15 protein-coding genes are annotated in these 14,991 nt (G+C 36.7%); 14 read left to right on the top strand and 1 reads right to left on the bottom strand.

Features of this window, described 5'->3' with window-relative positions; all coding sequences use genetic code 11:
• The 6 genes from ACOI1D_RS14040 to ACOI1D_RS14015 form a co-directional block, all read left to right on the top strand.
• The coding region (locus tag ACOI1D_RS14040) for a TVP38/TMEM64 family protein (protein WP_422501939.1) at positions 1 to 333 on the top strand (333 nt) is incomplete at its 5' end.
• A 211-nt stretch (positions 334 to 544) separates the two neighbouring features.
• Positions 545 to 1,123, top strand: a complete 579-nt coding sequence (locus tag ACOI1D_RS14035) for a TVP38/TMEM64 family protein (RefSeq protein WP_422501941.1) — start codon at positions 545 to 547, stop codon at positions 1,121 to 1,123.
• 14 nt (positions 1,124 to 1,137) lie between these two features.
• A complete protein-coding gene (locus tag ACOI1D_RS14030; RefSeq protein ID WP_422501938.1) occupies positions 1,138 to 1,722 on the top strand; it encodes a CDP-alcohol phosphatidyltransferase family protein in 585 nt (194 codons plus the stop codon).
• Between the two features lie 15 nt (positions 1,723 to 1,737).
• Positions 1,738 to 3,177, top strand: a complete 1,440-nt coding sequence (locus ACOI1D_RS14025; protein WP_422501936.1) for a dihydrolipoyl dehydrogenase family protein — start codon at positions 1,738 to 1,740, stop codon at positions 3,175 to 3,177.
• Positions 3,178 to 3,346: 169 nt separating this feature from the next.
• Positions 3,347 to 4,927, top strand: coding sequence for a BCCT family transporter (locus ACOI1D_RS14020; RefSeq protein ID WP_422501934.1), 1,581 nt, complete (start codon positions 3,347 to 3,349; stop codon positions 4,925 to 4,927).
• Between the two features lie 383 nt (positions 4,928 to 5,310).
• Positions 5,311 to 5,754, top strand: coding sequence for a hypothetical protein (locus ACOI1D_RS14015; RefSeq protein ID WP_422501932.1), 444 nt, complete (start codon positions 5,311 to 5,313; stop codon positions 5,752 to 5,754).
• 99 nt (positions 5,755 to 5,853) lie between these two features.
• Here ACOI1D_RS14015 and ACOI1D_RS14010 read toward each other — a convergent pair whose 3' ends face one another.
• Positions 5,854 to 6,537 (bottom strand): Crp/Fnr family transcriptional regulator, encoded by a 684-nt coding sequence (locus ACOI1D_RS14010; RefSeq protein ID WP_422501931.1) that lies wholly within the window; start codon positions 6,535 to 6,537, stop codon positions 5,854 to 5,856.
• Between the two features lie 117 nt (positions 6,538 to 6,654).
• Between ACOI1D_RS14010 and ACOI1D_RS14005 the strand changes: the two genes are divergently transcribed.
• From ACOI1D_RS14005 to ACOI1D_RS13970, 8 genes are all read left to right on the top strand, one after another.
• Positions 6,655 to 6,864, top strand: coding sequence for a glutaredoxin domain-containing protein (locus ACOI1D_RS14005; RefSeq protein ID WP_422501930.1), 210 nt, complete (start codon positions 6,655 to 6,657; stop codon positions 6,862 to 6,864).
• A gap of 216 nt (positions 6,865 to 7,080) precedes the next feature.
• On the top strand, positions 7,081 to 7,614 hold the full coding sequence (locus ACOI1D_RS14000; protein WP_422501928.1) for a peroxidase-related enzyme: 534 nt from the start codon (positions 7,081 to 7,083) through the stop codon (positions 7,612 to 7,614).
• A gap of 116 nt (positions 7,615 to 7,730) precedes the next feature.
• Positions 7,731 to 9,059, top strand: a complete 1,329-nt coding sequence (locus ACOI1D_RS13995) for an FMN-binding glutamate synthase family protein (protein WP_422501926.1) — start codon at positions 7,731 to 7,733, stop codon at positions 9,057 to 9,059.
• Between the two features lie 528 nt (positions 9,060 to 9,587).
• Entirely contained in the window at positions 9,588 to 10,787 is a 1,200-nt protein-coding gene (locus ACOI1D_RS13990; RefSeq protein ID WP_422501924.1) for a hypothetical protein, read from the top strand.
• Positions 10,788 to 10,863: 76 nt separating this feature from the next.
• Complete coding sequence (locus ACOI1D_RS13985; RefSeq protein ID WP_422501922.1) at positions 10,864 to 11,802, top strand: NAD-dependent epimerase/dehydratase family protein; 939 nt, start codon at positions 10,864 to 10,866, stop codon at positions 11,800 to 11,802.
• A gap of 5 nt (positions 11,803 to 11,807) precedes the next feature.
• Entirely contained in the window at positions 11,808 to 12,728 is a 921-nt protein-coding gene (locus tag ACOI1D_RS13980; RefSeq protein ID WP_422501920.1) for a lysylphosphatidylglycerol synthase transmembrane domain-containing protein, read from the top strand.
• A 1-nt stretch (position 12,729) separates the two neighbouring features.
• Complete coding sequence (locus ACOI1D_RS13975) at positions 12,730 to 14,193, top strand: alkaline phosphatase family protein (RefSeq protein ID WP_422501918.1); 1,464 nt, start codon at positions 12,730 to 12,732, stop codon at positions 14,191 to 14,193.
• A complete protein-coding gene (locus ACOI1D_RS13970) occupies positions 14,190 to 14,939 on the top strand; it encodes a glycosyltransferase family 2 protein (protein ID WP_422501916.1) in 750 nt (249 codons plus the stop codon). Before ACOI1D_RS13975 ends, ACOI1D_RS13970 begins: the two co-directional genes overlap by 4 nt.
• Positions 14,940 to 14,991 lie beyond the last annotated feature (52 nt).

Genomic DNA, 14,991 nt, shown 5'->3' with positions numbered 1-14,991 from the left:
AATAAAAGTACAGGTAAAGTAGATAGAGCCCAGCTAAATATTGAACAAAATGGATTGTTATACGTGTTATTTTTAAGGCTCGTTCCTCTTTTTAATTTCGATCTTATTAGTTATCTGTCAGGATTGACTCGAATAAAATTTTATTCCTTTTTCATAGCCACTTTTGTTGGTATTATCCCCGGTACTTTTGCTTATAACTTTTTAGGAAGTAGTCTTGACTCAGGAAGTTGGCTGCAAATAACTATGGCAGCGATCATCTTCTGTCTAATCATCGGACTGTCTATCTTCCTTAAACGTAAAATAGCCGTAAAATACAAAAAATTAGAAAACTAGGCTTATCGCCAAGTCTTAGTGGCGAAAGCCTTAGTTCTTATGCAGTAAGGAAAGTGTTTAACCTTTTCTTACTGCCAATGAAAGAAGTCATATCTAGAAAAAGGTGCTTAAGATGAACAAACGGATGCCCACCATAATTATTATACTAATTGTTTTTATGATTTCTTTTCTCGTTTTCTTTCCTTCTATTCAAAGGGGAACCAATTTGTTAATGGAAGGAGATGTGCAGAATTTACTAACTTGGATTCGTTCTTGGGGTGTGTTTGCTCCTATTGCAAGTATCTTCTTAATGGTATTACAAGCAATTATTGCCCCACTACCGTCTTTTCTTATCGCAGGTGCGAATGGAATGGTTTTTGGTGTCTTTTGGGGTATCGTTATTTCTTGGACTGGTGCTATGGCTGGTGCAGCTGTCTCGTATTATTTGGCTACAGTATTTGGGGATGTAGTCATCCCAAAGAAATATAAGGAAAAGCAATGGTTAAAAAAACTTGAACATTTTAATGGAAAACACGGTTTGATGATTGTTCTAATAGCAAGACTAATTCCGATCGTATCTTTTGACTTTATTAGCTATGCGGCGGGGTTAACCCGTATGAGGATTACTCACTTTTTACTAGGGACAGGGATTGGTATGTTTCCGGCGACGGTCATTTATACGATTATTGGTCATGATTTTTTGCAATTAGAAGATTATAAAGGTCGTTTAATCATTTTATTCTTATTGTTAGTACTGTTATTCGTGGTTGGTTTATGGGTGAGAAAAAAATATATAACGAAAAACGAATAGGAGGCGATTGAAGCATGCTTGATTCAAAGGCACGTCATTACGTCGAACCAGTTATTAGAAAGTCAGCTAAAGGATTATTAAGAATGGGACTTAGTGCTAATCAAGTCACGACAATCGCATTTTTTATTGGAGTTCTCTCTGGTTTATTTATCTATCTACAACAACCAGTGTTAGCAATCATTGTACTTTGGTTATCGGGTTTCTTAGATGCTGTTGACGGCTCGATGGCCCGCTATACAAAAACATCATCGTATGGAACCGTTTTAGATGTTAGCTATGACAGACTTGTGGAAATTAGTGTGATTTTAGGTCTTTCCTTTCTTTATCCTGATGCGATGTGGGTGTTGTTAATTTTGAGTGTTTCAATTATTTATGCGATGACGATTTTTTTAACAGTAGGAGCCGTTTCAGAAAAAAAGGGTATTAAAACTTTTTACTATCAGCCAGGTTTAGCGGAAAGAACAGAAGGTTTTTTGTTATTCACGTTAATGATTGCATTTCCCAACTATTTAGTTGCACTAACTCTACTTTTTATCGGTGTTGAACTATTTACTGCTTTACAACGCTTAAGGGAGGCAAGAGAAATATTAAAAGAATAAAAGGCGGTGGAATTAATGAATAAGTATGATTTGATTGTCCTTGGAGGAGGAGCAGGTGGCCTAACAGTAGCTGCTGGTGCTGCAAGTATGGGAGCAAAAGTAGCGCTTGTTGAAAAGAATGACAAACTGGGTGGAGATTGTCTTCATTACGGATGTGTTCCATCAAAAGCACTTATTGATGCTGCCAAGACAGTCCATTCTGCAAAAGAAGCGTCTGTTGCATTTGATTTTGACCTTAGTGGTGAGGTTAATCTTGAGAAAGTTATGGATCGTGTTCATGCTGCCATTGCAGATATTCAAGAACACGATAGTAAAGAACGGTTTGAGGATTTAGGTATTGACTTGTATTTCGGAAAAGGACATTTCCTTGATGAACACATAGTTAGTGTTAGCAATAATAAAAATATTAAAGGGAAGCGAATCGTAATCGCTACGGGTTCTAGTCCATTTATACCACCAATTGAAGGTATTGATCAAATTGATTATCTGACAAATGAATCGATCTTTTATCTAAAAATTCTACCAAAAAGACTAGCAGTCGTTGGCGGCGGTTCAATTGGACTTGAATTGTCCCAAGGATGCGCAAGGCTCGGTTCAGAAGTAACAATTATTGAAGGTTCACCAGCATTAATGGGGCGTGAGGATAAGGAAATTGTTCCTTACCTTCAAAACGCACTAGAGAAAGACTTGACACTGAAGCTGAATACGAAGGTAACAAAAGTAGAACAAAGTGGAGAAGAAAAAATTCTTACCGTTGAACAAAATGGCGAATCGGAAGTGATGACGGTTGATGCTGTTTTAATTGCTACGGGTAGAAAACCAAATATCGAGAGTCTTAACTTAAATGAGATCGGTGTGAATACTGAAAAAGGTAACATTATAGTAAATAAACAATTACAAACAACACAAAAGCACATTTATGCGATTGGAGATACGATTGGGACGTTTCCATTTACCCATGCAGCAGGAATGGAAGGAAAGGTCGCTGTTAGTAATGCTGTTTTCGGTCTTTGGAGAAAGGTTAATTATGATGCCGTTCCTTGGGTAACGTACACGGATCCGGAAATATACCACCTCGGTATGACGGAAAAAGAAGCACGTGAAAAATACGGTGAGGACATTTCAGTATATAAAGTGGACTTGGATGAAGTAGATCGTTTTGTTGCAGAACGAGAAAAAAGCGGTTTATTAAAAATAATAACGAATAAAAAAGGTTATATCATAGGAGCACATGCAGCTGGTAAAGATGCCGGTAATTGGATGCAAGAGCTTGTCTACGCGAAACAAAATAAGCGAAAAATTGGCACAATATCTAACGTTATTCATCCTTATCCAACAAGAGGAGCGATTGTACAACAAGCAGCAGATCAGTACTGGCGAAACAAATTATTTGAAGGAAGCATGCTTAAGTTAATGAAAAAATATATTAAGTGGTTTAGGCGAGGCTGGAAATAGGTTTAGTGGATAGATAGTTCTCATCTTTATACCGATGTTAGTGTTCCTAATCCCGATGAAGGGAGCTTTGAATCAGCTACACTTAACTGGACAGAAAAAGTAAGGTCAAGTAGATTAAAACAAAATTATGGTATAGCACAATTAAAAAATAGTGGAAAGGAGAATTGTGATGGCATTGGGAACAGAGAAAGATAGTGTTTCTGGTTACTCTGAAAGCTCAAAGAAGAAAACACGTAAAGGAGTATTTATTCCGGCATTCCTTGTTGTCGGTGGAGGGGCTATTCTAGGAATCGTAAACAACGAATTGTTAACTGAAATAGCTATGAATGGATTTACTGGATCCTTGAAAGGGCTTGGATGGCTTTATCAAATTGTATCCATTGTGGCCCTACTTATTGTTGGCATAATTACTTTTTCTAAACTTGGCAATGTTCGTTTGGGTGGCTCCGATGCAAAACCTAAATATCCCTTTGCTTCTTGGTTTGCGATGGCGCTAACGGGTGGCATTGCAACCGGTGTTATTACTTACGGGGTAAATGAGCCTATTATTTATTTCGGTAATATCTATGGAGAGATGTCGCAAACAGGGGTTGAGCCAGGAACTTCAATGGCTGCAATTTTTGCAATGGGACGTTCTTTATATAATTGGACGTTTATCCCTTATGCTATGTATTCGTTAAGTGGTTTGGTCGTTGCATATATGTACTTTAATAGGAGACAATCATTATCCGTTTCAGGAACCCTTACTCCGTTATTTGGAAATAAAGTAACAAAGGGAATGTGGCCAAGTATTATTGACACACTCGCTGTTTTAGCGATTGCACTTGGATTAGCTTCTTCTCTAGGAGCAGGGTTGGCCTTGATTGGGACAGGAATTGAAACTACTTATGGTATTAAACAGGGACCTATGGTTTGGTTGGTATTGGCCTTAATTATTACAGGATTGTTTACAATTTCTGCCCTAAAGGGTTTGGACAAAGGAATTCGCAAAATGGCAGGTTTCAATGCGAATGTCTTTTACATTCTGCTTGTTCTATTGATTGTCATCGGCCCTACCTTATATATCCTACAATCAACTACTGCAGGTTTTGGATATTGGCTGCAGAATTTCTGGGTATGGGGTCTTGATTCCAGCATTATCGGAGGGGAAGCTCTTGTCATGTGGTGGACATTATACGACTGGGCTATCTGGATTGCTTATGCACCTTTAATGGGAATTTTCCTTGCTATTATTTCGTATGGTCGAACAATTCGTCAATTTATGTTGGTAAATTGGATTTTACCAGCAGTGTTTAGCATTTTTTGGTTTGGGGTTTTCGGGGGAACTGCTTTACACTGGCAGCAGAATGGCACTGTAGATCTAGTTTCAACTATTAAAGAAAGTGGAGCAGTTGCTGGTTTATGGACATTTTTAGCTAACTTGCCTTTAGCTATGATAATAATTCCTATGGTAATGATTGCATTAATTCTATCATTTGCCACAGCAGCAGATTCAATGGTTCGGGCGATAGCAACATTATCTACGGCTAACATACGTTTTGATGAAGAACCAGCAAAGTGGAAAATGCTTGTATGGGCTGTTTCTATAGCAATTATCGCATATGTCATGGTTGCCTTCGCTGGAGGAGTACAAGGCGTGGACGGTGTTAAATATTTAGCTGCTTTAGGTGGATCTGCTGTTCTATTAGTTTTTGTTCTACAAGTCGCCTCAGCAATTAAAATGTTTTTTATAGATAAAATTGAAAAATAATTTCTCAGGAAATGAGGAAAGAAATATGGGGGACCACGAGGGGAAAGAGGTCACCCTGGGTAGTCCAAACCTTTGATATGTTTATCCCGCGTTGTGTGAAAGGGTGCTAAAGTAAAGTTTTTAGGTGAGTATCGTCAACTAGTTATTAAGTGGATAGAAATAGAAAAAGTAATGTATGAGGTGAAATACAGGATTTGGAGATTTATCCAAACAGCGAACAAAACTATTATAAAGAAATATTCTCTTGAATCTCATGCCACATCTGTAGAAGCCTGTTTTTGGAGGCCGAAAAATAAGCTTACTTATTTGTATTCTATATTACAGAATTTTCTTGTGATTAATTATAATCTGAATGTAATCATAAGAAAAGGAGTGGATTCAAAATGACAGGAAACAACGAAAGAACATTAAAGGAAACATTGCGTTTTGGTGTTTATGGAGGAATTATTGGAGGTGTCCTATTCGGCTTCATGATGCAGTCTATGGGCCAAATTGAAATGATTGCTTCCATGGCAGGAAGTAAGAGTCTTGCAGTAGGGTGGATCGTACACATGATAATCAGTGTCATTTTTGGTTTAGGTTTTGGTTTTCTTGCGACTGTTAAAATGCATTTGTTTTTGTTATCAATCCTGTATGGTATTATTATTTGGATTATAGGTCCCTTAGTCATGATGCCATTGATGATGGGAATGGGTACAAACTTCGCGAATGCCCTGCAACCAGAACAGCTTATGAGTTTAGGCACACATATTTTTTATGTGATTGTCGTCGCATTAGTAGTTTTACTAGGGTTGAAAAATAGTAAGCAAGATAAAAGTGTTTCCTAAAGTTTCTGTTAAATCTTTTATAAAATTTTACATGGAAAGCCAGTTAGGGATAGATGGTCTATCCCTAACTGGCTTTCATTAGAAGCATTTAGGCTATTATTAGTCATTAAGCATTTCTTTCGCCAGATCTACATGTATTGCTAAGTGGCGGACACCTTTTCTAATTATTCCTTTCTTTTTAAGCTTACTAATTACTGCACTTGTTGTTTCCCGAGTTGACCCCACCATATTGGCAACATCTAAGTGAGTCAGTTTCATTTCTACAGTTTGCCATTCATTTTTACGTTTTCCTGTTTTTTCACTGAGTTTAAGAAGTAAATGCAAAATACGATATTGAACATCACCAAGTGCGAGCTTCTCGCTCATACTGTAGGTTTCTTTTAATCGGGCAGATAAAATATTAATAAATTTAAGAGCTATTTTTGGGTTTTTTTCGATGAATTTTTCAAACTCATCTTTCCCAAGAACACATAGATAGGAATCGGTCATTGCTTCGGCATAAATTTGATCATCTGTTAAAGATAGAGTAGCAGTTTCACCAAAAATATTCCCATCAAACAAAATGTCAACTGTAAATTCTTTTCCTTCACTATTAATCCGGTATAAACGGACTTGCCCTTTTTTTAATAAAAATAAAGCTTGAATAGGGGAAATCGGATCTGAAATTTTTGTGCCTTTTTTTATTGGTTTCATCAAACTTGCCTGATCGATTATTTTTAATTCTTCCATTGGAAGCTCTTCGAATAAATCAATTTGAGATAAAAGCATTAATTTTTGTTCCATTTTAACAATCTCCTTTTATTTTAAGTATAAAGGATATAGCTCATACCCATGATGTAACCTGCCTTACAGAAAAATAGTATATAACATACTATTATATGCATAGGGGTGGTTATAAAAATGAAAAACCTTTTATTTATTATTGATAGCTGTCATAAATGTCAAAAATCAATCGAATATTTAAACGATTGTAATATACCGTTTGATACGATAAATATACTTGATAGAGAGGAAATCAGTAAATATAAAATATATATACAGGATCAGACGCTTCCCATATTATTAAAGGATAAGAAAACGTTAAGTTTTCCAGAAATTTTAGAATTATAGATTAAAAGAACAACATATAAAAAGAGTTAAGGGAATAGAACTGCAAAAGTTATAATCTATTGTATCGTAATAATGGAAACTTATCTGTAATTAAGCTTACTTTTAAAAACGTTGAACCACACTAAATATGCCCTTTTTGATCTGGTTTATCTTGGATTACTGCTTACTGCTCTTCAAATTGCTATAATTGTGTTAAATGAGTGGAGGAGGTCAATAATGGATTCACGAATAAAAATGATAGAAGCAGCGGACGCTGAGGGGAAGTTAAGCGAATTATATGATGAATTTAAAGGCAGAATGGCGAACATTTTAAAAATCCATTCATTAAATCCTAAATCACTAGAAGCACATCTAGAATATTATAAGGTTATTATGTTTGGCAAATCTCCTTTAAAGCGTAAAACTAGAGAAATGATTGCTACTGTTGTCTCTTCAACTAATGAATGCTTTTACTGAATAGAGCATCATGGGGCGGCGCTCCATTTATTAACAAAAGATGAGCAACTTGTGATACAGGTAAAAGAAGATTATCAAAAAGCTGATTTAGATGATAAAACAAAATCTATACTTGATTATGCTGTTAAGTTAACGATAAAACCTCATTCTGTGTTAGACGAGGATGTTGATCATCTTAAGAAATTAGGCTGCAGTGATTTAGAAATTTTAGATGCTTGCCAAATCACATTTTACTTTAATTTTGTAAATCGAATGGCTGAAGGATTGGGCGTAAAACTAGAAAAGGATTTTTAAATGAATAGATGAAACTGGAGCAGGCGTTACTAATGTCTGCTTTTTTCTTTTTCATGAAACTAATGAATGATGTCGCCTTTCAGGGGAATATTAATTTTGAAAGGAGGTACAAGGAAATGATTGAGAAAATGATGATGTGGCTAATGGATCCAACCATGGATACCGCGATGAAAAATATGTTGACAAGTAAATATGAAGAGAATCCCTTTTTAATGACGACGATTGCTGAAAAACTAACACCTCGAGCTATTATGGAAGCCGGAATGAGAGCTCAAACAGGAAAAGAAATCAAGCGTCCAATTGGAAGTCCGATTGTCTTATCACCTTGGGAAAAGATTTTACTGAATCCCAGGCAAATCCATCAGCTTCCAACAGATAGTAAAAAATCGGTTCAAACCAAAACTACCATCGGTCCAAATTCCAAAAAACCTCTAAATTTAGACACTCCTATTATGCTTACTGGTATGTCCTATGGAGGATCACTAAGTTTACCGATGAAAATGGCTATAGCCAAAGGAACTTCAATGGCTGGAACATCAACAAATACGGGGGAATCGGGGTTAACAAATGAAGAACGAGACAATGCAAACTTATTAATTGGACAATATAATCGTGGAATGAGGATGAAGATTTCGGATTTAAAACATTTGGATGCAATTGAAGTACAACTTGGCCAAGGTGCGTGGGGTGGAGCTTCCGAAATTACAACGAAGGCAGATAATATTGGCGATCATTTACGAGCTACTTGGGATTTAAAAGAGGGTGAAGATTCAACTATAAAGCCTACTTTTCCAAATGTTAAAACGAGTGAAGATATTGTCAATCTAGTTAATGAAATAAAAAGCAAACACGATGTTCCGGTTGGTGTAAAAATTGCAGGGTCGGATTTTATTGAATTTGATTTAGCAGTCCTTGCCAAAACAAATGCTGATTACATTGTAGTTGATGGATCAGAAGGAGGTACAGCAGGCGCACCAACAACGCTTGAAGACGATGTCGGCTTACCTGCTTTGCATTCACTAGTAAGAGCAGTTGATTGGCTGGTTGAGAACAACATAAGAGATAAGTTTCAAATAATTGCTTCCGGTGGATTAACTACTCCAGGACATTTTTTAAAAGCATTGGCAATTGGTGCAGACGCTGTGTACATAGGTTCGATTGCTTTAATGGCAACATTACAGAGTCAAATGGCCAAAGCAATGCCTAAGTATCCACCACCACAATTAGCACTTTATTCTGGAAAATTGAAAGATGAATTCGATGTGGAAGAAGGGGCGAAGGATTTAGCAAACTTTCTAAATTCATGTACGACTGAAATGAAACATGCTATCCAAGTGATGGGGAAAAAGTCAACAACAGAATTAAATCGGGACGACTTGGTGAGTATGGATAAAGATCTTGCCGAGTTTATGACAATACGGTATGGAGCATCACATCGCAGATAAGTAAATAAATTCACCTAATGAATAAGAGTGTACCAAAGATAGATTTGGTGCACCCTTACTTTTGTATAAATGTAATCGTTTATTTTAAATTTTTACTAATGTATTGAATCATTTTTTCTTAACTCAGTTGGAGTTGGTCTTCCAGCACGTGGTGGGTCCCCCGCGGCAACGCTTTTCCCCGAGGAGGCTGATATACGCATGGAAAATAAAATCGAAGTGATCCATATAGCTACTTATCGGATTATGATCGACCTTTTCAGCATAAAAGCATTAAAAAAGCACTTTCATAAGTGGTATGAGCGGAGGCCGCGCCCGGTGGCATAGAAGACACTGTGAAAGTGACTGCCCGTGTCGGAAATCAATACATCCGTTATGTCAGGGGATAATACTTAGTGTAATAAGAAAGCGAAAAGTTTGTAACAAATAAACCCAAAAAAGATTGACATTGATAATCATTCTCGATATAGTTATAATTGAAATTGATATTCATTATCAACTACAAAAAATACATACTCAGGGGGAAACATCATGTTTAAAAAAGGGAATTTTATTATTTTAATGGTCATCTTAGGACTAGTTTTATCGGCATGCGGACAAAATGATGAAAATGCTCAAGCGCAGGGCGATGACAAACAGGAAGCGAAGCAACCAGAAGATCAAAAGAACCAAGAGGAAACGGAAAAAAGTAAGGATTCTGATTCTAGTGAAAGTAAAGCGAGTGATGTTTCTGCGTATAAAGCAGGCGTTAAGGAGCTAGCGAAGGCAAAAGAAGGTAAAGAAGTTGATTTCCAAGCTGTGATTGATCTTTATAAGAGTGACTTACAACCTTTGGTACAAAAGCAAGACAGCGCAGTTGACCAACAAATTGTAGCTGCATTAGAAGCTGGTAAAGCAGGGGAGTTAGACGGATATATTGTTAAACAAATCTTTGATAAGCTGACTCAAAAAGTTTTCTATTTAACGATTAAACATGAGTTTAAAGAAGTAGAGGAGTACTGGGGAGACTCGGCAGAAGTAAATAAAGAAATTGAAGAAGCTAAGGAATTTTATGCAGTGTTAAAAGGAACAGTCAGTAAACGAGACAATGCATATTCTACTAATATGGTAGATCAGATTGAAGCAGGGTTTAACGAAATTGAAAAAGCAGTTGAGAATGACGATTTACTAGGGTTCCAATTAGGTAAGCAAGTGGTTGATAAGACGCTCATGAAAACATTCTATCTAGCATCTGGCGCACTTCCGCACGGATATGCAACAAAAGCAGCAAAAGAAGCGAAAGAAGATGTTGCTCATGCAAAAGTGGAACAGGCTGAAGGATGGGCATTCTATCAATCTCTAACAGGTTATTTAACTCGACATGCAAAAGAAGAAGCTGCCTTAATCGAAAGTCAGTTCAATTTAGAAAAAGATGTAACCAAGCTGGACCCAACAGTTGTAAACAATGCGTTTGTTCGCGGTTTTTCAAAAATTGCACTTCACGAGTATGAAGAAAGTGAAGAATACTGGGGGAAAGATAAATCAGTTATCACAGCTCTTGAAGGCGCTTTGTTTATTGATATGATAGATACTGATATTACACGTATCTTAGGTAAAGAAGCTTTTACTGAATTAACGGAACAAGCCCAATCTTATTTAGATGCAGCGAAAGCAGGAGAAAAAGAAAAAGCAATGAAAGTATTGGAGAAGATTGAGGGAACACTTAAAACCGTAATTGAAAATACAAAGTAAAACAGCTAAACTTGATGAGATGTGAAACCTTGTTCTGAAGGGAACAGGGTTTTTCCAATATTAGAGGTGATTTTAGTTGAAGGTTTTGGTAACAGGCGGTGCGGGTTTTATTGGCAGCCACGTCTGTAAAGAATTAATAAGAAAAAAACATGATGTAACAATTATTGATAGCATAGACAGTTATTACTCTAAAGAGCGAAAAAAGCAACAGTTAGCAGAAATTAAAAAATTAGGTGTCTTTGAATTTCATGAAGTCAACTTATTTCATATGGATAAATGCTTAGAGGTTTTTCAAACTAAAAAGTTTGATATTGTTATTCATCTTGCAGCCTTGCCAGGGGTTTCTTATTCAATAAAATATCCGTTATCCTATGTTGATTATGATATAAAAGCAACAATCAATGTGCTCACATGTTGTGGAAAAACAGGTGTATCACACGTTATTTTTTCTTCCTCCTCTTCTGTTTACGGGCAACAAGGTGATCAACCCCTTAAGGAAGAAATGGCGAATGGACAAGTTATTTCACCTTATGCAGCTGCCAAATATGGAGCGGAGTCCTTTTGCCATACATTTCAGCATTTGTATGGGTTTCGGCTATCTATATTACGCTTTTTCACAGTATACGGACCGTGGGCTCGGCCGGATATGGCCATACCTATATTTGCTGACCGACTATCTAAAGGGTTACCCATTGAAGTATATGGTGAAGGATCAGCGCGTGATTATACCTATGTGGACGACATTATACAAGGAATTAAAGCTTTACTTCATACCAGCCACCAAACAGAAATATTTAACCTTGGTTCTGGAAAGCCTATTTCAATGCCTGCACTTTTAGAGGTCTTTCAGCGGCATTTTCCAAACATGAAGGTTGTTCAAAAACTGGAACGAACCGGCGATGTTAAGATGACATGGTCTGATATCGGAAAGGCAAAAAGACTACTAGGATACGCGCCTAAGGTAACGATCGAAGAAGGCATTGAGAAAACGGTCCATTGGGTAAAAGGGTTTTGATCAAAGTGAACAAGTACATCATGCAGGGAGCGAAATTACTCATAGCAATTTGTTTTATTTGGGTAACCGCCTACGCATTTGATTTTCGTTATATTTTAAACCAGGCAAGTGAAATCCTAAGTAATTTTTTTCTGCTTTCCATTATGACACTTTCCTATTTTTTTGCTTTTTTGATAAAAGCAAAAGTATGGCAGTTATATGTTGGAAAAGGTATTGGGTTTAAGCTTTATTTTGACGGAGTTTTGTATAGTTTGGTTCTGAATCACCTTCTTCCTGTTAAAGCAGGGGATCTTGTTCGGATAGGCTATCTTGCACAGGAGAATAAGGTAGGATGGGCAGCTTCTATTCAATCTGTGGTGGTTATGCGTTTAATAGATCTCTTCTTATTGGGTGCAATTGCATTAGGAGGTGCACTCTATTTGGGGATAAAGATGTCCCTTCTTTTTGTCTTTAGTGTATTGGGTATTGTCGGGATAATTATTATCTTAGTGCTAATAAAAAAATACAAGTGGAGGGAAATGATTTTTTCCTATCTAAAAACAATAAAGCAGATTTTATGGTCTGGTACTGGGTTTATGATAATCTGCCTTATTTTGTTGAGCTGGTGTTTAGAGGCAATCGTATTATTCTCTGTTGCTTCACAGTTTGGGATTTCCCTATCCTATCTTTCGTCGCTTTGGGTGAACAGTTTTACGATAGCTGGACAGGTTTTTCATTTTTCGCCCGGCGGTATAGGGACTTATGAAAGTTTTATGAGCTTTGCCTTAACGGTCTTTGCAGTTCCTTTAAAGGAGTCCTATACGATTGCAATCGTTACTCACGGGTTTAAATTTTTGTTTTCTTATGTTATGGGAATCTACTTATTATTATTTGCACCAATTTCATGGTTAAAGCTGATTAATTGGCTGAAAAGAAAGGAAGAATAACGTGAAACATGCATCTATGTTTGAAGTCATTGCTGCACGATGCTGGAATTTATTAAACGAGGGAAAACCTTTTACACCAATTTTTGTTGTTGGAACAATGCTGCTGTTTTATATACAGGGATGGGGAAGCGCAACCTTTTGGATGACAATCGGACTTGCTTTTTTACTTACACTGCCATTATTCATAATCTATTATCACTATGATTTTCCACTGATGCTGAGAAATTATTTATGGATTCCTTTCGTTATCTATTTAATGGTCTGGGGGTCTATTAGTCTATCGTTGTTACTCTTTGCTCTGGGCCTGTATTTTTTCTTTACTATTTTCTTCTGGGGCACTTTTTATTATCATTTAAGAATTGGTACAACTTGGTTAAATTTCACACGGTTTTGGAAGCTTGTCCTGAAGAATAGTGACTCGACAAGCGGAAATGCTCAAGAACAGCTTCCTAAGTTTTTGCTGCTTTTATCTACTTGGAATCTATTTTATGTTCAATTGTCATCAGGATTAACGATTAATTTCGGTAATTATATCTGGTTCTTAATAAGTATAGCTGTATTAAGCTGGGTTCTGCACTATTATCTTTTTGATTGGAAACCTACAGAGAAACTTACATATACCGACAATGTGAAAGAAAATAATCAACCAATTAATAACAAAGTCGTTATGATCGTGATCGATGGAATGAGGAAGGAACGCTTTCAGGAAGCTAATACTCCATTTCTAGATAAACTTAGGAACGACGGAACGGAATATACACAAATGGAAACAGTGTATCCCGCTAGAACAGTCGTTTGCTTTTCCTCGATGATGACAGGTACTTATCCTAAAGAACACGGCATTAAGTCAAACATGGTTTGGAATCTTGGAATTAAAGTAGAGTCTATTTTTGATTCTTTAAGAAAAATAAACAAAAGAGGGCGAATTCTAGGTGTTGCTCATTTGATTGATTCGATGGGAGATGATGTTGAAGCCTATACAGCAGTTGGGCACAACGATACAGTTGACCGAAATATTATTGAAAAAGCGAAACGAACGATGGAGGCTGAAGATTTAGATTTCTTTACTATCCAATTAATCAGTACAGACCAAACAGGGCACAGCAGAGGGGTGCTGTATGATGAATATATTCAAAAAATAGAGGAAGCAGATCATCTAATAGAGGAATATGTTGCCTGGATGGAAGCTAAAGGCTACATGAAAAATACGACTCTATTGATTTGTGCTGATCATGGACAAGCTGACGGTATTGGAGGGCATGGTCATCTTGATGAAGGGGAACGATTTGTACCATTTTTCTTGCATGGACCTAGTATCGAAAAAGGAAAGAAGGTTGAAAAAAAGAATAGTCTTACCTCGATAGCTCCTACTATTGCTTATTTATTAGGTGCTCCATATCCTAGCCATAGCCGGGGAGACGTTTTAGAAGAAGCTTTCAATTTAAGAAAGGAAGAACAACTATGAAGCAAAATGTTATCGTATTTTTGCCGGCACATAATGAAGAAGATTCAATTGGTCAGGTAATTCGTAAAATACCCAGGCATTTTCATCCGGGGATTACTGTTAAAGTTCTTGTGATTGATGATGGTTCACGTGATCGAACAGTAGAAACTGCGAAGAAATCAGGTGCTGACTATATCCATTCATTCAAAAATAACCGGGGTCTTGGTGCTGCGGTTAGAGAAGGGTTAAGACGTTCCTACCAATTAGGAGCTGATATATCTGTGATGATCGATGCGGATAATGAGTATCCGGCAGATGAAATACCAGAAATTATTCAACCTATTCTAATGGGAGAAGTTGATTATACGATGGGGTCGAGATTTTTAGGAACTATTAAAGGGATGAAGCTTCATCGACGATTAGGGAACTATTTTTTCACTTTCCTGCAGTCTATCCTCCTTAGAAGATGGATTTATGATGGGCAATCAGGAATGAGAGCTTTTTCAAAGCAAGCGATGGAACACGCCGAAATTATTCACGATTATAATTATGCTCAAGTGCTTACGCTTAATTTGGTAAGAAAAGGATTTAGGGTAAAAGAAATACCAATTACATATCAAGTAAGATCAAAAGGTCAATCCTTTATAAAATTCAAAGCATATATGACTTCTGTGTTTCCAGCTATGGTTCAGGAAATGGGGAAGCGTCACAAAAAGGTCACAATCGACCCAATTGCTCACGTATTTACAGAAAAAACAGGCTACTAACAAAATTAATGATTGACATTGATGTTGATAATCATTATCATTTATAGTGAAT

It is taken from the genome of Virgibacillus sp. DJP39, assembly GCF_049310925.1.
Taxonomy (GTDB): domain Bacteria; phylum Bacillota; class Bacilli; order Bacillales; family Amphibacillaceae; genus Virgibacillus_F.
Note: the sequence above shows the minus strand (reverse complement) of the source record. Positions and strands in the feature narration are given on the sequence as shown.

Bases quoted from the DNA above. Each gene is read 5' to 3' on its own strand.
- ACOI1D_RS14035 (WP_422501941.1), top strand. From the start codon at position 545: ATGGAAGGAGATGTGCAGAATTTACTAACTTGGATTCGTTCTTGGGGT.
- ACOI1D_RS14030 (WP_422501938.1), top strand. From the start codon at position 1,138: ATGCTTGATTCAAAGGCACGTCATTACGTCGAACCAGTTATTAGAAAG.
- ACOI1D_RS14025 (WP_422501936.1), top strand. From the start codon at position 1,738: ATGAATAAGTATGATTTGATTGTCCTTGGAGGAGGAGCAGGTGGCCTA.
- ACOI1D_RS14020 (WP_422501934.1), top strand. From the start codon at position 3,347: ATGGCATTGGGAACAGAGAAAGATAGTGTTTCTGGTTACTCTGAAAGC.
- ACOI1D_RS14015 (WP_422501932.1), top strand. From the start codon at position 5,311: ATGACAGGAAACAACGAAAGAACATTAAAGGAAACATTGCGTTTTGGT.
- ACOI1D_RS14010 (WP_422501931.1), bottom strand. From the start codon at position 6,537: ATGGAACAAAAATTAATGCTTTTATCTCAAATTGATTTATTCGAAGAG.
- ACOI1D_RS14005 (WP_422501930.1), top strand. From the start codon at position 6,655: ATGAAAAACCTTTTATTTATTATTGATAGCTGTCATAAATGTCAAAAA.
- ACOI1D_RS13995 (WP_422501926.1), top strand. From the start codon at position 7,731: ATGATTGAGAAAATGATGATGTGGCTAATGGATCCAACCATGGATACC.
- ACOI1D_RS13990 (WP_422501924.1), top strand. From the start codon at position 9,588: ATGTTTAAAAAAGGGAATTTTATTATTTTAATGGTCATCTTAGGACTA.
- ACOI1D_RS13970 (WP_422501916.1), top strand. From the start codon at position 14,190: ATGAAGCAAAATGTTATCGTATTTTTGCCGGCACATAATGAAGAAGAT.